Raw genomic sequence first — 21,635 nt, 5'->3', positions numbered from 1 at the left:
ACAATGAACCCCATATTATTCAGCGCCGCGAAAGGTGCTGAGCGAACCATGCTCGCTCAGCACGTACGTGCCAATAATCTATCCCATGCCGATACCATAGGTTTTAAGGCTTTGATGGAGCACTCCTCTCCAATGCGCCTTGAAGGCTCTGGCTTTTTGACGTCGGTCACGTCTCGCACCAACTCGGCAGTGAATAACTTTCGTCAGGGTGAAGACATTCGTACCGACAGACCACTTGATGTCTCTATTAATGGTGACGGCTTTTTCACCTTAGAAGGCTTGGAAAATGAACCTGAAGAGCTCTATAGCCGTGCAGGTAACTTTCGTCTTGACGGTGATGGTCAGCTCTTTTTAGGAGGGCGCCGCGTGATGTCGACAGAAGGTCCAATGGTGCTCCCAGATTTTGAGTTTGTCTCTATAAGCAGCAATGGCTTAGTGTCCGTGACCCCAATTGGCGGCGAGGCTTCGCTTGAAGTCGGGGCTCTAAAGCTTGTGAAGCCAGACTATGAGCAGATGACGATGCATGCCAGTGGTCACTTTGTTCCAAAAGCTGGTGATGAGCTTGGGGAGGATTTTACCGTTCAGGTCCGGTCGGGCTATTTGGAGGCCAGTAATGTGTCCAGCCTTGAGGAACTGGTCAGCATTATGTCGCTTACTCGTCAGTACGAGATGCAAATTGAAGTGATGGCATCTGCCGATGAAATCGCACAAATAGGGAACAAGCTTCTTAAAGCTTAAGGAAGGCTCTAATGCACAGTGCATTATGGATATCGAAAACAGGGATGGCTGCACAAGATGCGAAGATGACGGCCATTTCCAACAATCTCGCCAACATTAACACCGTTGGTTTTAAACGTGACCGAGTCGTCTTTGAAGACCTGTTTTACAGTGTCGACAAACAAGCGGGTACCGAAACGACCGAGCTCAATGAGCACCCCACAGGTATTCAGTTAGGGAATGGCGTTAGGGTTGTCGGGACAGAAAAAGTCTTCACGCAAGGCAATGTTCAAAACACCAATCAGCAATTCGATATCGCTATCTTGGGCGACGGTTTTTTTCAGATAGAGAATTCTGATGGTGAGCTGCTCTATACCCGAAATGGTCAGTTTCATACCAACTCCGATGGACAGCTGGTTAACACTCAAGGCTACCCGCTGATCCCCGAAATTGTCATCCCGCCAGAAGCAACCTTAGTCAGTATTACCGCCGATGGGGTTGCAACGGCCACCATTCCAGGGCAAGTGAACCCAGAGGCGTTAGGGCAGATCACCATAGTGAAGTTTATGAATCCAGCAGGTCTTGCTGCTCAAGGCGGCAACTTGTTTGCAGAAACGGAGGGGTCAGGCGAGGCGGTTGAGTTAGTGGCTGGAACAGAAGGCTCAGGGCAGCTCAAGCAAGGCGCACTTGAGGGGTCTAATGTTCAAGTGGTGGAAGAAATGGTGGATATGATCGCCACTCAACGTGCTTATGAAATGAGTGCCAAAATGGTCAGCGCGGCGGATGAAATGCTGCAATACATTGCGCAGCAGTCCTAAGTAGAAACGCGATTAGGTGACCTGATGCGAGGAACGTATGGCTAAGCCGGAACCACAAACGTCGAAAAAGACGGGCGCAATAGAGAAACGACATGCCATTGGAGCGATCTACTTTATGGCTGTGGTTGCGTTATTGGTCATCAACCTCTCTGGCTGCGCAGGCAGGCAAGAAGAGTTCATACCGCCATCTCCGGATGATGAAGCGTACGCACCACCGGAACTCGATTATCAAGTGACGAGAGTGAGCAAAGGAAGCCTCTATACCGGAAAAACTGCGATGACTCTGTTTCAAGATCGTCGTGCCTATCGAGTCGGAGATATCTTAACCGTCGTCCTCGATGAAAAAACTGAGTCTGATAAAAGTGCATCGACACAATTTGGTAAAGATTCGAGCGTAGCGGTTGCGGCACCAACGTTAGGGGCTACCACCTACCCAGAGGGCGCGGCATCACTTGAGGCATCGCGTGACTTCGACGGTGCAGCAGCATCAACTCAAGGTAACCGACTTACGGGTTCCATCACGGTGACCGTCTACGATGTGTTACCTAATGGTGTGCTGCGAGTTCGCGGCGAGAAATGGCTCAAACTCAATCAAGGGGATGAGTACATTCGGCTTACAGGTAATGTGAGGGTCGATGATATTCAAGCGGACAATACCCTCTCTTCGCAGCGTATTGCCGATGCTCGCATTACCTACGCTGGCCGCGGTACTTTCGCAGACAGCAACACGGCGGGTTGGTTAACCCAATTCTTTAACTCACCATGGATGCCGTTCTAATGAATACACAAGAAAAGCAAAATTTATTGGTGATTGCGCGCCGTGGATTGCGCGGTTTGTTGGCGTTGGTCCTGATACTGATGACGTTTGAAACCCTGGCTGCGCGTCCGATTGCCGAGGTCGCAGACGTATATGGTGATAGGCAGAACCAGCTCATTGGCTATGGACTAGTAGTGGGTTTAGATGGGTCGGGCGACAAGTCCCAAGTCAAATTTACTCAGCAATCTGTCGTGAACATGATTAAGCAGTTCGGAGTACAGCTCGATGACTCCACCAACCCTAAATTGAAGAATGTCGCGGCGGTCAGTGTGACCGCGGCGATAGAGCCGCACATGGGGCCAGGGCAAAACGTCACCGTGACGGTGTCATCGCTAGGAGATGCCAAAAGTTTACGAGGCGGTACCTTGCTGCTAACCCCACTAAGAGGTATTGATGGTGAGGTCTACGCGGTAGCGCAAGGCAGTTTGGTCGTCGGGGGATTTAATGCCACGGGTGAGAATGGCACTAGCGTGACACGCAATACGCCTACCGTAGGCCGAATACCCAACGGCGCCACATTGGAGCGTGCTATCTCGACTGGCGTGGACCGTGATCCAACGATTCGACTGCAGCTAAGACACCCTAACTATGAGACAGCGCTGAATATTTCCAAAGCCATTAACCTCACTTTTGGTGGACAGGTAGCGAAGGCTCTTAATAAAGGACAAGTTGAGATTTCAGCACCTATCGATAGTGAAGACCGCGTAATGTTTGTCGCTATGATTCAGGAGCTCGAGATAGAAGAAGGGCGAAAAATGCCCAAAGTGGTGTTTAACTCTCGCACAGGTACGGTCGTCATAAGCCAACGAGTAACGGTCACTGAAGCGGCGGTAAGCCAAGGTGGTATCACGGTGACTGTGCTTGAGTCACAGTCGGTATCTCAACCGGGTGGCGCTTTCAATACGGCGGGTGAAACGGCGGTCGTGCAGAACACTCAGATCAGCGTAGATGAAGATGACGGCACGACCATGGTTTGGCCGCCTGGCACCAATTTACAAGAGATAGTCGATGCCATTAATAATATAGGCGCAACACCAGAGGCCTTAATGCAGATCCTACAAGCCCTCGATGAAGTAGGGGCGATTAACGGGGAGCTGGTGGTGATATGATTGACTCCAATGCTCTGGCAATTATTGCCAAAGACTCCGTACTCGACGGGTTTACCACAGGTGAGATAAAAGCATCAGTATTGCTGCTACCAGTAGAGGAAAGGTCGAATAGCTCGACCCCGCCGGCGTTCACGGACGTGGTCAATCGCGTTGAGCGACAATCGCATACGGCGAGCTCTGACATTGATAGCCATATCAAAGCAGATATGGGCCCCTCAAGCCACTTCTATCTCGACCAGAATTCACTTTCAAAACTCAAATATGACAACAGTCAACAAGGTTTGTTGGCTGCCGCTGAGCAGTTCGAAGCCTTGTTTATTCAATCTATGCTAAAGCGCATGCGTGCAGCCACGGAAGCCTTGAGTGACGAAAACAATCCACTCTCCACAAAATCGTCGAGTTTGTTTCAAGGCATGCTCGATGCTCAGTTAGCACAAAGCTTAAGTCAGCAATCTCACTTTGGTCTGGCAGAAATGATCTATCAGCAGCTGGCATCTCGCGTTCCGATGACAGGCTCACATAACGTGACCCCAACACTTCGTCATTCAAATATTGACGCTATTGAGGCTTTGCAGAGCACTAAACAACTTAGAGGACAGCGCTAATGGGAATGGTCAATATCGGATTATCGGGTGTCTTAGCCAACCGAGTCGCTTTAAATACCACGGCGCAAAATACGGCTAACGTTAACACGCCAGGTTACAGCCGGCAGGTGGTCAATTTCACCGCGACTTCCTCGGGTAATTTTATCAATGGCGTGAATCTTGGCGCAGGTGTAGAAGTTGGTAGTGTGATTCGTATTGCGGAGCAATCAAGTGTCAATCGACTGCGCGAATCGACGGAGCTTGCTCAATATTCGCAAACCTATTTCGAGGGGTTATCTAACTTAGAGAATATGCTGGGGGCAGAGGGGCTTAGCTTGACCTCAGGGCTCAATAATTTCTTTGCGGCTATCGATGAGGCGAGCGTATCCCCAGAAAGTTTGGCATTTCGCCAACAAGTGCTCACCAACGCTGACGCTTTGGCTCAGCAATTCAACTCGGTTTATGGGCAGCTTAACCAGCAAGAAGCTGCACAAAGCGAGCGCTATGGTGCTGTTGTTGCTAGCGTTAATAGTCAGCTTGAAAGCATCGCCAAGCTCAATACTCAACTTCAAGCGGATGCGCTGCTAGGCAAAAGCATCTCGGGTCTACAAGATTCCATGGATAAACACCTTAATGAGCTTGCCAAATCGGTGGATATTCAAGTTATCTACTTAGACTCTGGTGGTGTGGAGGTATCCACACCGAATGGTCAACCTTTGGTAATCAATGGCTATTCAGCAAGGCTAGAGCGCAACATTACCAATAGCGATCCTTACAGCACGGACTTAAACATCCAATTTCAAACCATGGTAACCCCAGTAGATGCGTCTCTGGGTGGTGAGCTTGGTGCGATTGAAGCACTCAAAACTCAGCAGTATGAACCTATTAAGACCCTTCTAAATGACATGGCGGGCGCCTTGAGCTTAGAGGTCAATAGTGTGCTAAGTGGTGGATACGCGTTAGACGGCACTCAATTATTAAGCCCTAATAGCGATCTATTTGTGGTAACTCCGGGCAGTGAAGCCTCATCTATCGCCATTAACAGCACACTCACGCCAGAGCGTTTGGCGTTTTCCAGCACAGGGCAAGTCGGTGATGGAGGTAAATTAACCGAACTCTCCATGCTCTCGCAAAAGGCACTCACGAGTGGCTCAGTAACGGGGAAGACACTTTATAGCGCTTACTCTGGATTGCTAGGCGATATCGGTATCTTCACACGCCAAGCGGAAAGTGAATCGACGGCGGCTCAAATCAGCTTAGAGGATGCCCAAGTCATTCGCGATAGTGTGAGTGCGGTGAATTCAGACGAAGAAGCAGCGAATATGATGCTTTATCTCAATGCTTATGAGGCCAACATGAAGGTCATAAGCACCGCCAATCAAATGTTCCAGACCTTACTGCAAGCATTCTAAGGAGAGAAGACGATGCGTGTCACCGACTCACAGTTTAATGCCATCATGCAGCGAGCGTTGATGGACAACAACATTCGACTCAATCGCGTGTTTGAGCAAATGTCGACCGGTAAGAAGCTCAATCATCTGTCTGATGATCCTATTGCGGCGGTTCGTTTGGAAGGGCTCAAGAAGAACATTTCTGACAATCAGCAGTACCAGCGAAACATTGAAAATGTTCAGTCTCAACTCACTCGTTACGAGACCAACATTAATACGCTTGAAGAGCTTTCTCAGCAGATCAACGAGCTGCTGCTGCAAGGCAAAAATGGCGCACTCGACACAGAAAGTCGTGCAGGTATTGTACTTGAGCTTAAATCCCTTAAAGAAGAAATGCTTACCACATTGAATCAAAAAAACGAGGGAAGCTATTTGTTTTCTGGCACCGATATTTTTACAGCCGCAATTGATGCAACCACTTATGCGTTTACGGGCAACAATGACTATCGCCAGACCAAAGTAGGCGATGACCAGTATGTGAATAACAACCTGACGATCACCGATGTCATTGGTAGTAGCGTGATTTTTTCTTCCTTAGATAGTGCGATCGCGGAGCTTGAAGCACCTACCGTGGGCTTCGAAGCCGCTCTCGGTAATGCCTTGGAGAGTAACCAACAGGCCCACCAAACGATACTAGAGTCACTGACCGATATAGGTAGTCAGTACAACTCTTTGGATAGGCAAAAAGAGACCAGTATCGATATGGTGTTCTTTGCTGAGACGGTCACCACCAGTCTTGAAGAGCTCGATTATGCCGAAGCATCAACAGAGCTCAATCAAAGCATGATTGCCTTAGAAGCGACTCAGAAAACCTTCGCTCGAGTTGCTGGCATTTCGCTTTTTGACTTGATTTAGGTGAACGGATGAGAACTGTGTTTGCAGGCAAGGTGTTGCGAAAAATAGTAATGATGGCTTCATTGCTACCCATAGGGGCGCTTGGTCAAAAATACATTGTTCCCTTTGACGCGGTGAAATGGCAGTTTGAAGCTAAGGTGGATCGCTGCATCTTAGCCGCTAAAGATCCGCACACAGGATTCCGGGTTCAGTTTTCGCTAGTGGCGTCCGAGCCGCTGGAGTTAGGCGTCGAAAAGCGTGGCGTTCGTTCGTTACCAAAATCGACGTCCTTCAATACCACAGAGCCGGTTTGGGGGATCTCTAAATCCTATTCCACCACAACCATCGAGAATATTTCTCGTAGTGGCACTAAGCTCGTCACTAAAGATGGCGCTGATTTGCTGCTTGCTGACATGGCTGGAGGAGCGTGGTTTAACATTAACGCGATGGATTTTGATGTCTATTTCCCGACAACGCACTTCAATCAAGCGTTCACAGAGTTTAATGAGTGCCGCTATCAGCTCCCACCTGTGAACTTTCAGCATGCCAGACAAGTCGAGCTTTTATTTGCCAGAGGCTCGACTGAGCTTACCTCAACACAAAAGCAAATCATTAATGACATCAGTACGTTAATTAAGCGTGACCAAAAGATAGTCCGAGTGCTGATAGATGGTTATACCGATAACTCAGGTGACTCTGTTGCCAATTTGCAGATCTCCAAACAGAGGGGGTCAGATGTCGCTGAGTGGTTTGTAGAAAATGGGGTGTCAAAATCCATGATAGAAATTCGCGGTCATGGCGACCGGTATCCCAAGTATGACAACACTACCCCTGAGGGAAGAAACAAGAATCGGCGTGTCGAAATTCGACTGGTTAGGAAGTAGAAAACAATAAAAACAAGGACAAAAGAATGGACAAGATCAGCGTCATTCAGCTTCAGCAGGAGATGTTGGACAAAATGGCATCCGCACAATCGATAGCGAGCAATCCGCTGTCTGTTAAATCCGTTGAAACGAATGCTTATCAGTCGGTCGGTAAAGTGGCGGAGAGTTCGGTTGCCGAGAACAGTTTGCAGTTTGGTAAGGCGCTAAAAGGTGTGATTGATACCGTCAACGATTACCAAGCTCATGCGTCGGAGAAGATCACCGCAGTCGAGCTTGGGCAAAGCGATGATCTATTAGGTGCCACGATAGCGTCTCAGAAGGCGAGTTTGTCGTTCAATGCACTGATGCAAGTGCGTAACAAGATGGTGTCGAATTTTGAAAGCATCATCAAGATGCCAATTTAGGCTAGGGAAAGCATATGGCGACTGAGGTGGAGAACAAACCCGCGCTATCCGATAACTTAGGGGCGGCGAAAGAGAAGCTGGGTCAAGCATCAGGGTGGTTTGCCGGATTTTGGCAAAGCTCGCAGCGCAACGTCATCATCATCACGATTTTTGCGACCATCACTGCCGCTATCATAGTGATTATGCTTTGGACATCAGCTGAGCGTTATCGTCCGTTATACAGCAAATCGTCTAATTACGACTCCAGTCAGATTTTGCAGATGTTGGATGAAGAGACGATACGTTATCAGCTAAGCCAAGATGACGGACAAATCCTGGTACCAGAGAGAGACGTTGCCAAGATACGAATGATATTGGCTTCCAAGGGCTTAAAGGAGCAACTGCCCAGTGGTTTTGATTCTCTAGACAGTAGCAAAGGGCTCGGTGAGAGCCAGTTTATGGAGAACGCAAGGTATAGGCATGCGCTAGAAGGCGAGCTTGCACGAAGTATTACCACCATGAGTGCGGTCAGTCTGGCAAGGGTGCACTTGGCTATTCCCAAAGAAAGCTTGTTCATGCGAGAAGAAGCTGAACAGCCAAGGGCATCGGTCATCGTGCATATCATCAATGGCATGGACTTAAAGCCCTCGCAAGTCGAGTCGGTCATTAACCTGGTATCGGGCGCAGTCATCGGATTGAAGTCGGAACATGTGCGCGTCGTAGATCAGCACGGTCGTCTATTGTCGAACGATGCCACGGTCGGAGACATCACGGTGACTTCAGGCAAGCAAAGTGACTACAAACGCAATGTCGAGCGCACCTTAGTGGCTCAAGCGACCGATATGCTTACGCCCATTCTCGGTGTTAGTAATTTCAGGGTACAGATTGCGAGCGATATAGACTTCTCCAAAATAGAGGAAACGGAAGAGATTTACGCAGACCCTGTGGTGCGCAAGGAAACCTTACTCAGCGACGTCAATGAATCTTCTATGGCGCTGGGTATTCCTGGTGCCTTGAGCAACACGCCGCCAGTGACTGATGCCGAAGAACAACCTGACCCCAACTCAACAGTGAATCGAAGTGAAACCTCCCGCGATTATGCGGTCAGCGGGAAGATTAGACATGTGCAACACCAACAAGGGGTATTGAACAAGCTTTCCGTATCCGTTGTGGTTAATGACTTAGCCAACCCGAACCAAACGTGGACACCAGAAGAGCTTGAAAATATCGAGAATGTTGTGCGATCTGCTATTGGTTTTGAAGCACAGCGTGGCGACAATATCCATATCACCCACTTCCCGTTTGTCGTCGCTGCGATTCCAGAACAAGTACAGGTTCCTTGGTTCGAGAACATGAACATCATGCAGCCGCTCAAGTACCTACTGGGCGTTATGCTCAGTGGCCTAATGATCATGGTTGTACTTAAACCACTCGCCCAATACCTCACAAAATCAGCTGAGCGAGAAGAGAGCGAAGCGGAAAGCATGGACTACGACAACCTCATCACTAAAGAGGAGCGTGATGCTCAAGCCGCTATGGAGTCGAAACTCGAAGCGCTCGGCATTGACGCGACAGGGATAAAAGCACTCGATGACAACCTGCCTTCGGCGGACAGTCCATTAGAAGTGCAAATACAGCACTTAAAACTCATTGCCAAAGAAGACCCAAATCGAGTGGCAGAAATCCTGAGAACATGGATACAGGCATAGTCTAAATAGCGGGGGAGTAATCATGGATGACAAACAAACCTATCAATCCGTCGATGGCGTTGCCATGTTGGTACTAAGCATGGGGGAAGATATAGGAGCGGAAGTCCTAAAAGGCTTCACGCATGAAGAAATCAAGCAAATCACCCATGCGATGAGTAAGATGCAAGACATTAAAGCGGCCGATGCCATGATATCCTTAAGCGGTTTCTTTGATGATTTTAGGCGTCACTCTGGCATCTTAGGGGGGACGCGAAAGTACATTACTAATGTGCTCGAAAAGACCCTCAATGGTAATTTGGCACGTGACCTTGTCTCAGAAATTTATGGCGACGAGATCCGCTCCCATGCGGAAAAACTGGCATGGATCCCACCAGACCTCTTGGTCAATGACCTCAGAAAAGAGCATATCAATCTGCAAGCCTTGCTGATCGCCCATTTGCCGTTGGAATACAGTGGTCGAGTCATGGACGAATACGAAGAGAAAGAGTGCCATGAATTGATTTTACAGATCTCTAAAACCCAGGTTCTGACTTCGGGTCTCATGGAAACCTTAAAGGACTTAATTGACCGTTGCAAAATCAATTATCACAGTGGTGGTTCTTCAAGCTTGCAGGGCTCGAAGGTGGTGGCCAATCTTATCAATCGCTACTCCGGCAACAAGAATCATCTATTCGAATACTTGCACGATAGGGATAAACAAACCGCGGAGATGGTGGAAGAAGCCATGTTCGATTTCTTTACCCTATTTAATCAAGACTTAGAGACCATCAATGTCATCAACGAACGAGTGAGTTTAGAGTGCTGGGCGTATGCGCTTAAAGGTACCAACAAAGAGTGCAGACTCTACATTATTAATTCCATGCCACAGCGTGTATCGACTGAACTGAAAGAGAACTTGGTTCGCATTGGTGCTGTGCCAGTGAGTCAGGTTGAGCAAGCTCGCAAAGAGATTATTGATATTGTAAAAGAGCTGCAAGCCGAAGGGCAGATCAAGCTCAACTTTGCTAACGAACCAAGACTGACCTAGGTGGGATTCGCAGAAAGGTGAAGCACACCCGAGTGCCAAGGAGAGGCGATGAAGTTAACAAGCATAGGACTGCGTAAAAGCGGGGTGAGCTCGGCAACCGCAAGCCGTATTCGTAAACCAGAAAAACTGCAGCATAGGCCGAGCCCCCATACAACGCTTAACCCACAAATGCTGCAACTGAATTTGCATGAAAGACCAAAGCTCATTGCAGAAGTTTCTGAATCTCACAAGGGGTACAGCCAGCTGATTCTGGCTGGTGAGGTGCTGCGTACTTGTGCCAGTGAGCTGCTCAAATTGCGCAGACTGGCTGAGCTGCCTCAGTACACGCCATCCCAAGCGAACCAGATTGATGTTATCAAAAAGACAGTCATGTTCTGGAGTAAGAAACAGTTGTTTGGTCGTTATGTGTTGGATTCGACTTTTGCACCTGTTCAGACTGACAGTGTGCTGGTGGAATTTACCATTCCAGGGCTCGATATGAATCGAGAGCGTTATAGGGATGAGGTGGTCTCTTTGTACATAAATAACCGGCTGGTTGCGCTAGCATTTGAGCGGACGGAAGACAGAGAGGTGCTACTTGAGCAGTTTAAGATGATGTTTGCCTTTGCTCAGTTACAGCTCAGGCTCAACGAGCAGCAGGAGTTGGTGATTGGTATTCCTGATGCTCAGTGGCGTCAATGGGATGGCCAAGTTTACGTGTCGGGACAAGGTGGACGTTATGCGGAGGGGGCGCCTATCGCCGTGAATGCCCTGCCGATACAACCTGTACTGGAGCATATCACTCAGCTAGCAGTCAATGAGAAGGGCGCTGTCGCCCAGATAGAGCGCGTATTAGAGCGAGTAAACAAGATGTATTTGGCCTTATCCAAGGTGCTAAAGATTAAAAAAGAAAAAGCGAATCAACTGATTGCGTTCTGCTCTCACCCAGAGTTGAGAGAGGTAGGGAGCTTTAAAGAGCAGGTTAGTGCCAGCCCTAAAACGTCTTTGCAATCCATTCACAACAGCTTTCAGGGGCCAAGTCGTGACAACGTCATCAAGCTATTGAGAAAAAACTGAAATGGGATCAATTTGTTGTCGTTATAGCCTTATAGAGATCAAAACAGCTAGGTATGGCTTATGAGCAACATCAAGGTCGACAATATTAAATATATTGTTCCCAATACTCAGGTTGATGCCCTGCAACAGAAGAAAACGGAGCCTGAGCATAAAACACGGGTTAAGCAGGTCAATTTATCCCAGCATGAGGTGTCATTATTAGAAAGTGGCAAGACCTTGTTTGATGGCATGGATGATATTGATGCCGCCAAGGTGGAGCAAATTAAGGCTCAGATTGCCTCAGGAGAGCTGGTATTTGATATGGATGAGTTGGCAAGAGTAATTGCGAGGCTAGACCATGGAAAATAGAAAAGTAATTGTTGGCTATCTGCATTATGGCCAAGTGATCTTTCGGTTGTCTCAACTGCTGTCAGAGCGCTTAGATGAAATCAGGCTAGCGATCTTAAAAGGGGAATACCACTCCTTAGAAACGCTTAATGATGCCATCTTGTCGCTCAGCTACCAGATGGCGGAAGCGGACACTAAGCGTTTCTCACTAGCAAAACACTTAGGTTGTACGGAACGTCAATATGCCAAGGTAGTGCAACGTCGCTTGAATGGCGAGGCGTTAAAGAGAGTCACGGAGATCGACAGTAAGATTGAGCGTTCTGTTCACCTCTGCAAACACAAACTGGCAAGACAGGGACGCCTTATGGTGATGCAACACGATGCTATGGAAGAAGCGATGGGAGCGCAGCAGCTTAAGATCAATGTGTAACCTTATAGAATTGTCGACTCTATCAAGATGCTTACTGAGGCTTTCATTTGCCTCAGTAGCGGCTTCATTGAGCGTTGCAGTGCCAACATTCGCGATTCAATCGGTGGCGGAGAATGAAACGGCTGCACAAAGTATTGCATCGCGTCTGACTTCGACCATTGAGCAAGCCATCAAACGCCGATACCCTGATTCGGCGTCCATCCAGATAAAACTGCGTTTTTCTAAGGCGCTCAGTCATGTTCAAGTTTGCCCTATCGAACCTGTTATTGAGACTAAGCGAGCCATTTCCCTAGGCACGCAAAAATGGTTCGTTCGATGTCCTACTCTAGGTTGGAAGGCATCGGCAATGGCAACATCAAAGCTTAGTGTCCAAGCAGCAACGGCGTCAAAAACACTGAAGAAAGGGCATCGACTTCAGGCTGAAGATATCGTTCTTTCTGAGGTAACGTTGACCAAAGACTCCAGGCTGTATTACCGAGTTGAGGAGGTTGTTGGCAGTAAATTGAAACGTTCACTCAAGACGGGAGATACACTGAACGCTCAGCGATTCTATCTTGATTATGACGTCGAGAAAGGGCTCCCAGTGAGCTTGATTTACCACTCAAAAACCTTCAGCTTAGAGACCCAAGGCGTCGCCCTCGAGGATGGTCAGGTCGGCGATACCATCGCAATAAAAAACGCCCATTCGGGTCGACAGTTACGCGGTCAAGTTGTAGAGAAAAACCTAGTGCGGGTATTCTAGTACCAACAACCTCGCTCCTCTATTCAATCTCACCGAGCACATTTAATCCATAGTCATTGGGAATTTCGTTATAGCTCAACACTATCAGTTCCTTGGCAAAGGCTTTCGCGAGTTTGGCGAGCATGGGTCTTGTTGTTGGAGGGACGACCAATACAGGTGGCAGGTTTTGACTTTGCATGGTTTGCACCATGGTTGGCATACGATTTTGAAACTTCTGCAAAATCGTGGCCTCTAGCGGAATGGAATCTAGGGGAATCGTAGGATCGTTTTGTTGAGCAACTGAGATTGCCGATTTGAGCTCACCCTCAAGACTGGGATGAATGATAAACGCTTGCAGAGTTTTGTTGTGGGGCGATATCAGGTTGATGATGGTTCGTTTAAGCGCAACTCGAATGTTAGAAGAGAGCAGTATCGGATCTTTGACCGTGTCAATGCTTTCGATGATGGTGTTTGCAATGGTGCGTACATTGATGATGGGTACTTGCTGGGCCAATAGCTGCCTGATGGTTTGCATTTGCAGATTAGGGGTGATGACACCCGCCAAGGTCTCCGCCAGTTCAGGGTGCTGACTAGCTAGGCGTTGATTGAGGGTTTTTACATCATCATAATTAAAAATATCATCAAGGTGCTCGCTGCACACTTTGCTTACGTGAGTCGCTATCACATCATGGACGCCGATGACTTGAAATCCTAAGTTAATTGCCTTGGTTTTATCGTCATTGTGTATCCAAAGTGCTGGTAAGCGGTACGCGGGGTCAACGCCCACAATACCATCGAGCTCTGGATGATCAATATGTGCCCCTACGGCCATGGACTTATCGACATAGACCTCGCCACGTTCAATCTCATCACCATCGATACTGATGGCATATTCTGAAGGCTTGAGTGATAAGTTGTCGCTAATCACAACCTCTGGAATAACGAACCCTATCTGTTCGCTGAGTGTTTTACGACTACCACGGATACTTTTAATTAGGCTGCCCCCTTTCTTCTGATTCACCAAAGGAACCAACTTAAACCCTAACGAGAGAGCGATAACATCGACATTTGGGATGATGCTCCAATCAATCACTTGCTCTTTATTGGGGGTAGGCAGAGCATCCATATCAGAGTCTTTGACTGCTTCAGGAGTAGCTCGGTATCTTGATTGACTCCAGCCAACAAACGCAAGCAGGACTGCAAAAGTATAGAAGGCAAGATGTGGCATGTTGGGGACGCTACCAATCACAAACATCACACCACTCGCCATGTAGAGGTTTTGCGGTGAAGCGAGTAACTGCTTCTTCGCTGTTTGTGCCATATCGTTATCAGCATCGCTGATTCGGGTCACGATAATGGCTGCGGACGTTGCCAGCAGTAGCGAAGGGATTTGTGCGACTAGGCCATCTCCGATAGTCAATAGGGCATAAGTTTTAAAGGCGTCCTCAGCCGTTAAATCGTGTTCGAAAATACCGATCAAGACACCACCGATAAGGTTGATGAACAAGATAAGTAAACCGGCGATGGCATCGCCTCGGACAAACTTACTCGCACCATCCATCGAGCCGTAGAACTCCGCTTCATTGCCGACACTTTCGCGGCGCTGTTTTGCTTCTGCTTGATCAATGGCACCTGCATTCAGGTCAGCATCAATAGCCATCTGTTTGCCAGGCAGGGCATCAAGTGTGAATCGGGCGGAGACCTCTGAGATTCGCTCGCCACCTTTAGTGATCACCACAAAGTTGATGATCATTAGGATAACAAATACCACCATACCGACCACATAGCTACCACCGATAACGACCTCACCAAAAGACTGTATTACCTTACCCGCGGCATCGCCGCCATTGTGCCCTTCTAATAACACAATGCGAGTCGATGCCACGTTAAGTGTCAGCCTTAATAGGGTCGCGATAAGCAATAACGAAGGGAAGATAGAAAAGTCCAATACTCGTGACACGGTGCTGCTGACGAGAAGTACAACAATAGCCAGCATGATATTAAAGGTGAAAAACGCATCCAGCAGGATCGGCGGCAGCGGCAAAATGACCATAGCCAAAATCATCAGTAGCACGACAGGAATTGTCAGCCTTGATGCGATTGAACTAAATAGAGTACCCATAGCCGCCTTTTATTGGAGATTGGACATTAAGATACTAGGCTATTTTCATTGTTTTCTCATATTTGATACTTGCTTTATTCAATTGATGAGATTTTTTTGAGAAAAAAGTGAAATGGAATTCAACCACTGTCGTTAGCAGTTAGTGAACAGCAAACACAGATGGGGATCATCAGATGGCTATATCAGTACACACTAACTACGCAAGCTTGGTCACGCAAAATACTTTGCAATCGACTAATAATGCGCTCACTAAGTCTATGGAAAGACTCTCCACAGGCTTTCGTATCAATTCAGCGGCAGATGATGCGGCGGGTTTGCAAATTGCTAACCGTTTGGAAGCGCAGTCTCGTGGTATGAATGTAGCAATGCGTAACTCACAAGATGCTATTTCGATGCTGCAAACGGCAGAGGGTGCCTTCGATGAGATGACTAATATCGCTTATCGTATGAACGACCTAGCGACTCAAGCGGCTAACGGTACGAATACTGCAGCAGATTTAGCGGCATTGGATTCAGAGTATCAGCAGTTAGGTGAAGAGCTAGCCAATATTTTGGCGAACACTAACTACGGTGGTAACAATTTGATGAGTGGTACAGGGGCTTTTGATGCCACTATCGATTTCCAGATAGGTAGCACTTCAGCAGAAACATTGACATTCGATACAACAGTTGGCGGCTCTTCAACTGCTCTGGCCGACATTCAGACTTTTGTAGGTACTTCTGGAGCTCTAGGTATTGGTGATTTGACAACACAAGCTAACGCACTCGTTGCTATGGATGCATTGACTGGCGATCCAGCTACGGCAACGGACAATGGATTTGTCGGTAACCTAGGTGAAATTCGCTCTACATTTGGTGCCACCATCAATCGACTAGAACACACCATTACCAACCTCGGTAATATGACTGAAAATGTGGATGCTTCTAAAGGGCGAATTATGGACACTGATTTCGCTTCAGAGTCGGGCAATATGAGCAAACAACAAATGCTAATGCAATCAGGGGCGTCAATGCTTAGTGCATCGAAAATGGTACCACAGCTTGCGATGAGTCTGCTGGGTTAACCTAAACAAAATTGGGGAGGGTTGAGTTGTACCTCTTCGCAACTATAGCGAGGATGATGTTATGAATGTCGATGCGGCCCAATTGGCTACTAATTTTGCGACCTATGATATCCAGCCATTCCAGACTCGATACACGCAAAAGCTGTCATCTATTACGTCACAAACCTCAGCTATCAATCAAGTCAAAACAGCACTAAGAAATCTGGAGGAAGCTGCTTACGAATTTACCAAACCGGGTGCTTCAGTTATGCAGTTTTCGACCACAGCTTCAAGTGATGAATACGTACAGGTTTCCACGGATGACAACCCAGATTCATTTGATCTTGATATTTATGTTAAGCAGCTTGCGGATGCCCATCAGCTCTCCATCAGTGCTTCAGGGAGTTCGCCCAGTGATGTGATGGCAAGTGGTGGCACGCTAACGGTAGGTCTTGGTGGTGACACCACTATCAACATAGCCGACGCGGATCAAGATATGAGTGGTGATGTTACCTACAGTGAGTTTGTCAGTTATTTCAATGACCAGTTCGACGACTCAATCCAAGCCGTGTTGGTGAAATCTCAAGGTGCGATGCAGGTGCTGTTTAGTGCCAAAGAAGACGGTGCAGACAATCAGTTTACCCTCACTGCAAGCGTTGACTCTGGTCTGGAGTCTGAGTTTCAAAACGCCAGTGACAATCCGCTTCAGGTTGGCCAGGACGCAATTATAGCGATTGGTGGAAAAGATGGCCTGGAGCTAACGAACAATACCAACACCTTTGAGGATATCGTTCAGGGTGTAGATATTACGCTAAAAAAGGTCAATCAAGAGAGTGACCAAGCCACTAATGTAACTGTTGACGAAGATGTTAGCGCTACAATCGACGCCATCCAAGCGTTTATATCCGAATACAACGAAGCTCTCACCGACATTGCTAAGTTAACTCAAACTGGGAATGAAGAAGAGTCGAGAGGGATATTGGCTTCGGATAGTACAATTCGATCTATTGATTTGCAGTTGGGTAGTTTAATCCGCGCAGAATACGAAGGGGCACGCTTGTATGAGCTTGGGATTGAAATCGATCGTAGTGGCAAATTAACACTGGATCGTTCGACGTTCGAAGAGGTGAGTTCAACCTTTGATGTCGAGCAAATACTAGCCGGAGAACAAGGCCTTTTCTCCAGTATTGAGGCACGTTTGGACATCTATCTAGATTCTTCCAGTGGAACACTTAATCGTCGCTTGGAGACTCTCGAGAGTGAAAAGTCTCGGGTCAACGACGCTTTAGATTCGTTAGAAACACGCTATCAAACCTATTACAACCGCTATTTGTCACAGTTTACGCAACTGAATGCTCTTGATTCAGAGCTTAGTGCGGTATCTGCGTTGTTTACTGTTTAAGGAACTTTTTTATGTTGTTAAACAATCATCAACAAGCCAACTATAGCACTGTTCAGGTAAGTGCCAATGCCTCTGTCTCAACCAGCTTTGAGTTAATTTGTATGTTGCATGAAAGGCTAATTCAAGAGCTAGAAAGTGTGAAATACGCGATTGAACAAAAGGATATGGAGCTCAAAGCAAAATCCTCGCAAAAGTGTATCGACATATTGGTTGGTCTGGATACCTCCTTGGATCTTTCCAGTGGCGAGGAGCTGATTCAGAACATTCATGCCCTGCATGAACATGGCATTGCCACCGTGTTTGAAGCGTCGAAAGAGATGCAACCCGAGTTGATAGATCCACTTATTAAGGTGGTGATCGATCTCAAAGAGGGGTGGGAGGGCGCGATGGAGTGGCTTCATGAAGCCCAAAGCTAGCCAGATAATCAATCTGGCTAAAAAGCTGGAGCTTGCGTGTCAATCAAAAGACTTCGAATCCATTGCGAAATGGAATCGGATGCTGCAACGCATACTCAACGCCATCGACCAGCAAAGTGAGCAATACAGAGAGGCAGTATTACAGGTGAAAAAAGCACACCTGAAATGCATGTCATTGGTAAGCCAAGAACAGGGTGTGCTCAAGCAACAAATAGACCACAACCTCAGCTTGAAAATGCGTGACAAAGCGTATGCTCAGACACAAGTCCGAGCTAAGGAGTCATGATGGAACTGCAACCCCATACAGCAAAACACCATATGGCGTTTGCCTTGTTAGGTGCTGTGGAAAGCTCGGTGTCGAACCCTCATCGAGATGTTAGTTTAGTTGGCTCCAATTCTTCTTTTTGGCATCAAACGAAAGAGATTGGTGCAACACAAATGACACCATTAGCAGAGTCATTTCAGACACTTTACAAAGCCCTTGAGCAGGTGGGTTATTCACACAAGAGCGAGTCTGGTGCGCTGTCAATGAACAGCGTTGGGGGGGAAGTCAATCGAGAGTCGCTTGTTGGTGAACTGGAGGCAGAAGTTCATCAGACTATGACAATTGCCGCGCGTGCACTACCCGGTGAGGCGTTCTCTTCGCAAGCCCCGTTATTTAGCGAACAGCTGGAAGAAGTGAGTCATGAGAGGCTACTTGGCGTTACATCAAGCCCTGAGCTTTCGAAAGGCAGTGTCGATGTAGCGAGTGAACTCGATACGATGGTCGATGCCTCTAAAAGCAATGTAGATAAAGGTTTTTACGCGGCTTACCAACCTGTGCTAATTCCTATTTCTAGTGAGAACAATGGTCCATTAAATTCAGTTCCTCCATTAGAAGAAAAAGCGCGCCTAAGCCAGCTTGCTCAGGGTATTCGAACCGTGTTAGAGGCAGGTTTGAACAACCATGTGTCATACGCTGCATCAAACCAAGAACGCCACGCGAGCAGCCAAAGCTACTTTTTGGATTCGCTATCAAATCAAATGACGGTGTCGTCAGACTTGTTAAGGCGTTTTTCATCCGATAAAGAGTTGAACTTATCTACATCGGAAAACAAGTTAGAGTTCTTTTATGTCAGCTCTATGGTCAGTGCAACTCCCAATATCCTTAAGTTAAGCGAGTCTTTCAAACCGTTAATTGGGACGACTATGGCGAGCTATATCCAAACTTCGAGCTCAACATTGCCTTCTATAGAGCCGCTCACGCACGCTGACGTTAAAATGTCAGGTGTATCATCGCAGTCTCTCTACATCTCCAAGGCAGAGCTATTGTTATCGCCGGATACGCAGCGTCAAATTCACCAGGTGCTAAAGGATAAAGTGCAGCTACAGTTGGATATGAATAATAAAGTGGCGAGAATACGCTTTGATCCCCCTGAGCTTGGTCGAGTGGAAATGGTGCTTCGTATCGAGGGGGATAAGTTGTCATTACAGATGTCTGCGACCTCACTTACGACTCGCGAAGCGTTAATCGCAACCTCAGAGCGGCTACGCCATGAACTTGTCGCCCAGAACAGTGCATTGAGTGAAGTGAATATCACCTTATCTGAGCAAAAACACGCCCAATATTCAAAGCAACACTCTCATCCAACTCAACTTATAGAGGCCGAAGAGAACGAAGAGCAGACGGAAGTTGCCATCCCTGAATACACAGCGTACATAGTGAGGGTGTAATTATGATGAAAGTCATCGCCACGTTTCTCATCACTATCACTCTGTGTTTAAGTGCTTTTTTACTTTATCAGAATGAGGTAATCACTCCCGAAACCTTGACCAGCTGGTTCTCACCGAGTGAGGCAGAGCCAGATCCAGTCAGTCATGTTGAGGTTCAGGTCGATAACGTCTTGGTACCTATTAACCTCGGTAACCGTCAGAGTTTATTGCTGCTAGATGTCTCTTTGTATACGCCAAGTAGCAATAAAAACTATCTGACTGAGCAGAGAAGCCGAATTAAAAACCGCATCATCAAAATGTTCAGTGTTAAGGAGCAGTCGTACTTTCACAACAAAGAGTTCATCTATGTGATTCAAGATGATCTCAAAGCCGAACTATCTGACATTGCTTCTCTGCAAGTGGGTGATGTACTTGTCACCAAAGCGGTATTCCAGTAGGGGGCGCTATGTTATTGCAACCGAAATATCAGCATACCCAGACCCAGGAGCAAGCTAGCATCCAAGAGCTTGAAAAGCTGGTATTGCAAAAAAACATCAAGCTGATTAACGGGCTGCTGTACCAATACCGCTACGCTGTCGATGAAGGGACATTTGAGGACCTGCGCCAGACCGCGATGATGACCTTGGTGATTGAGTTACGTAAGTTTGACCACGTAGCCAACGATGACTTTCGTCGCGCCGTCGCGGTACGGATTCGTGGTGAGTTAGTGGATGAGTTAAGGCGCCGCGACTATATGGAGAGAGATAAGCGTCAATTGGTGAATCGCATTAAGTATGCTCAGCAGAAGTTGGTTCAGCAGTTAAATAGAGAGCCGACGACGGTAGAAATCTGTCACTTTTTGGGGATTGAAGACAGCGACTTTCAAAAAGCGATGAGCTTGGTGGATGTGTTTGACGATATCGAGCTAGAGAATGTGGTGACTTCCGTACCGCAAACCGATAGGCAGCTGTTATTTGAAGAGGTCAAAGAGGTGCTCGAGACGCTTCCTGAGATGGAGAAACGTATTCTCTACTTAGTCTATGTGAAAAGCCTCAACACCAAAGAGGTTGCCATGGTGCTCGACGTGAATGAAACCAAGATCCACCGATTAAAGCACCGGGGATTAGACATTCTGAAGAGCAGAATGAAGGAGAGTGACGCATGCAAAAGCTGATTGGAGTCGCAGTGGTGCTCAGTGTCATTTTTGGTGGCTTTATTTTCCTTGGTGGCAAGTTCGAGTTTATTTTCAAATGGTCTGAAATCATCATTATCTTTGGTGCCGCGTTCGCAAGCCTATTGATGTCAACAACATCAGGTACCTTAAAGCTAATGACACAGCAACTAGGGCTGGCGTTTCGTGCGACGCCTTATAACAAAGATTATTACCAAGAGCTGCTCTCTTTAATGTTCGAGCTGATTAATACGGCGCGAGTACAAAATATCAAGGCGTTGGATGTCCATGTAGAGAACCCTGACTCGAGTAAGATCTTTACCAAGTACCGCCGAGTCACTCAAGATAGTCTGACTACCAACTTCATTATTGACTCGTTTAGGCAGGTCATTACCGGTAAGCAGTCTCACCACTTGCTCGAGGCTTTTTTAGAAGAAGAGATAGAACACTTGGAAGATGAGTACACCAAACCATCGGAGAAATTACATGCCACGGCAGAAGCAATGCCTGGGCTCGGCATTCTTGCAGCGGTCATGGGGATCATCTTAACAATGCAGGGGCTAGATGGTGAGATCTCCGAGATTGGTAAGAATATAGCAGCAGCACTGGTGGGTACATTTACAGGAGTATTTGGTTGTTACTGCGTGTTGGGACCTATGTCGAGTAGCATCAAAGATGTGTCAGAGAACCAAGTGGCTCCCTTGCACTGTGTTAAATCTATCTTGTCGGCGTATTCTCAAGGGCAGTCTGCACACATGTGTGCCAACGCCGGACGAAAGAACATAGAGACTCGCTATAAACCTTCGTTTGTCGAACTGGAGAAGGCAGTAGAAGTACTACGCTCGCAGCCGTCCTAATGCGCACATACTGTCTCAATTAACTTATCTAGCAGCGCGCCTATCGATTCAAGAGAGGGGGAGTC

24 protein-coding genes are annotated in these 21,635 nt (G+C 47.4%); 23 read left to right on the top strand and 1 reads right to left on the bottom strand.

What is annotated here, in order from left to right; genetic code table 11:
- Positions 1-3: 3 nt before the first annotated feature.
- The 15 genes from LY387_RS12145 (at position 4) to flgA (ending at position 12,888) form a co-directional block, all read left to right on the top strand.
- Positions 4-738: a flagellar hook-basal body complex protein gene (locus LY387_RS12145; protein ID WP_234494318.1), complete on the top strand. Its 735-nt coding sequence runs from the start codon at positions 4-6 to the stop codon at positions 736-738.
- 11 nt (positions 739-749) lie between these two features.
- Positions 750-1,535 (top strand): flagellar basal-body rod protein FlgG, encoded by a 786-nt coding sequence (gene flgG, locus LY387_RS12140; RefSeq protein WP_128649155.1) that lies wholly within the window; start codon positions 750-752, stop codon positions 1,533-1,535.
- A gap of 115 nt (positions 1,536-1,650) precedes the next feature.
- Complete coding sequence (gene flgH / locus LY387_RS12135) at positions 1,651-2,313, top strand: flagellar basal body L-ring protein FlgH (RefSeq protein ID WP_234496110.1); 663 nt, start codon at positions 1,651-1,653, stop codon at positions 2,311-2,313.
- The gene (locus LY387_RS12130) at positions 2,313-3,461 is read left to right on the top strand and encodes a flagellar basal body P-ring protein FlgI (RefSeq protein WP_419153409.1); all 1,149 of its coding nucleotides are present in this window, start codon (positions 2,313-2,315) and stop codon (positions 3,459-3,461) included. The genes flgH and LY387_RS12130 overlap by 1 nt, the downstream gene beginning before the upstream one ends.
- Positions 3,458-4,066 carry a rod-binding protein gene (locus LY387_RS12125; protein ID WP_234494317.1) on the top strand — a complete coding sequence of 203 codons (609 nt, stop codon included), beginning with the start codon at positions 3,458-3,460 and terminating at the stop codon, positions 4,064-4,066. Before LY387_RS12130 ends, LY387_RS12125 begins: the two co-directional genes overlap by 4 nt.
- A complete protein-coding gene (flgK, locus tag LY387_RS12120) occupies positions 4,066-5,457 on the top strand; it encodes a flagellar hook-associated protein FlgK (RefSeq protein WP_234494316.1) in 1,392 nt (463 codons plus the stop codon). Before LY387_RS12125 ends, flgK begins: the two co-directional genes overlap by 1 nt.
- Before the next feature lie 12 nt (positions 5,458-5,469).
- Positions 5,470-6,351, top strand: coding sequence for a flagellar hook-associated protein FlgL (flgL, locus tag LY387_RS12115; RefSeq protein ID WP_234494315.1), 882 nt, complete (start codon positions 5,470-5,472; stop codon positions 6,349-6,351).
- 8 nt (positions 6,352-6,359) lie between these two features.
- On the top strand, positions 6,360-7,214 hold the full coding sequence (locus LY387_RS12110; protein ID WP_234494314.1) for an OmpA family protein: 855 nt from the start codon (positions 6,360-6,362) through the stop codon (positions 7,212-7,214).
- Positions 7,215-7,240: 26 nt separating this feature from the next.
- On the top strand, positions 7,241-7,618 hold the full coding sequence (fliE, locus tag LY387_RS12105) for a flagellar hook-basal body complex protein FliE (RefSeq protein ID WP_234494313.1): 378 nt from the start codon (positions 7,241-7,243) through the stop codon (positions 7,616-7,618).
- A 14-nt stretch (positions 7,619-7,632) separates the two neighbouring features.
- Positions 7,633-9,306, top strand: a complete 1,674-nt coding sequence (gene fliF, locus LY387_RS12100) for a flagellar basal-body MS-ring/collar protein FliF (RefSeq protein ID WP_234494312.1) — start codon at positions 7,633-7,635, stop codon at positions 9,304-9,306.
- A 22-nt stretch (positions 9,307-9,328) separates the two neighbouring features.
- Positions 9,329-10,333 (top strand): FliG C-terminal domain-containing protein, encoded by a 1,005-nt coding sequence (locus LY387_RS12095; protein WP_234494311.1) that lies wholly within the window; start codon positions 9,329-9,331, stop codon positions 10,331-10,333.
- Between the two features lie 48 nt (positions 10,334-10,381).
- A complete protein-coding gene (locus LY387_RS12090; RefSeq protein WP_234494310.1) occupies positions 10,382-11,389 on the top strand; it encodes a hypothetical protein in 1,008 nt (335 codons plus the stop codon).
- A 60-nt stretch (positions 11,390-11,449) separates the two neighbouring features.
- The gene (gene flgM / locus LY387_RS12085; protein WP_128649159.1) at positions 11,450-11,737 is read left to right on the top strand and encodes a flagellar biosynthesis anti-sigma factor FlgM; all 288 of its coding nucleotides are present in this window, start codon (positions 11,450-11,452) and stop codon (positions 11,735-11,737) included.
- On the top strand, positions 11,727-12,146 hold the full coding sequence (locus LY387_RS12080; protein ID WP_234494309.1) for a hypothetical protein: 420 nt from the start codon (positions 11,727-11,729) through the stop codon (positions 12,144-12,146). Before flgM ends, LY387_RS12080 begins: the two co-directional genes overlap by 11 nt.
- Before the next feature lie 79 nt (positions 12,147-12,225).
- A complete protein-coding gene (flgA, locus tag LY387_RS12075) occupies positions 12,226-12,888 on the top strand; it encodes a flagellar basal body P-ring formation chaperone FlgA (protein ID WP_234494308.1) in 663 nt (220 codons plus the stop codon).
- A 19-nt stretch (positions 12,889-12,907) separates the two neighbouring features.
- Here flgA and LY387_RS12070 read toward each other — a convergent pair whose 3' ends face one another.
- Positions 12,908-14,989: a flagellar biosynthesis protein FlhA gene (locus tag LY387_RS12070; RefSeq protein ID WP_234494307.1), complete on the bottom strand. Its 2,082-nt coding sequence runs from the start codon at positions 14,987-14,989 to the stop codon at positions 12,908-12,910.
- A 173-nt stretch (positions 14,990-15,162) separates the two neighbouring features.
- On the opposite strand from LY387_RS12070, the gene lafA reads away from it, so the two are divergent.
- The 8 genes from lafA (at position 15,163) to motA (ending at position 21,570) form a co-directional block, all read left to right on the top strand.
- Entirely contained in the window at positions 15,163-16,053 is an 891-nt protein-coding gene (gene lafA / locus LY387_RS12065) for a lateral flagellin LafA (protein ID WP_234494306.1), read from the top strand.
- A 61-nt stretch (positions 16,054-16,114) separates the two neighbouring features.
- Positions 16,115-17,434: a flagellar filament capping protein FliD gene (fliD, locus tag LY387_RS12060; RefSeq protein WP_234494305.1), complete on the top strand. Its 1,320-nt coding sequence runs from the start codon at positions 16,115-16,117 to the stop codon at positions 17,432-17,434.
- A gap of 11 nt (positions 17,435-17,445) precedes the next feature.
- Positions 17,446-17,850: a flagellar protein FliS gene (locus tag LY387_RS12055; RefSeq protein WP_234494304.1), complete on the top strand. Its 405-nt coding sequence runs from the start codon at positions 17,446-17,448 to the stop codon at positions 17,848-17,850.
- Positions 17,834-18,136, top strand: coding sequence for a hypothetical protein (locus LY387_RS12050; protein ID WP_234494303.1), 303 nt, complete (start codon positions 17,834-17,836; stop codon positions 18,134-18,136). Before LY387_RS12055 ends, LY387_RS12050 begins: the two co-directional genes overlap by 17 nt.
- Positions 18,133-19,563: a flagellar hook-length control protein FliK gene (locus LY387_RS12045; RefSeq protein WP_234494302.1), complete on the top strand. Its 1,431-nt coding sequence runs from the start codon at positions 18,133-18,135 to the stop codon at positions 19,561-19,563. The genes LY387_RS12050 and LY387_RS12045 overlap by 4 nt, the downstream gene beginning before the upstream one ends.
- A gap of 2 nt (positions 19,564-19,565) precedes the next feature.
- Positions 19,566-20,000 (top strand): flagellar basal body-associated FliL family protein, encoded by a 435-nt coding sequence (locus LY387_RS12040; protein WP_234494301.1) that lies wholly within the window; start codon positions 19,566-19,568, stop codon positions 19,998-20,000.
- 8 nt (positions 20,001-20,008) lie between these two features.
- Entirely contained in the window at positions 20,009-20,716 is a 708-nt protein-coding gene (locus tag LY387_RS12035) for a sigma-70 family RNA polymerase sigma factor (protein WP_234494300.1), read from the top strand.
- A complete protein-coding gene (motA, locus tag LY387_RS12030; protein ID WP_234494299.1) occupies positions 20,704-21,570 on the top strand; it encodes a flagellar motor stator protein MotA in 867 nt (288 codons plus the stop codon). The genes LY387_RS12035 and motA overlap by 13 nt, the downstream gene beginning before the upstream one ends.
- Positions 21,571-21,635: the final 65 nt, after the last annotated feature.

Source organism: Vibrio maritimus, from assembly GCF_021441885.1.
GTDB lineage: Bacteria > Pseudomonadota > Gammaproteobacteria > Enterobacterales > Vibrionaceae > Vibrio > Vibrio maritimus_B.
The sequence above is the reverse complement of the archived record's forward strand: the minus strand, read 5'-3'. Positions and strand labels throughout refer to the sequence as shown.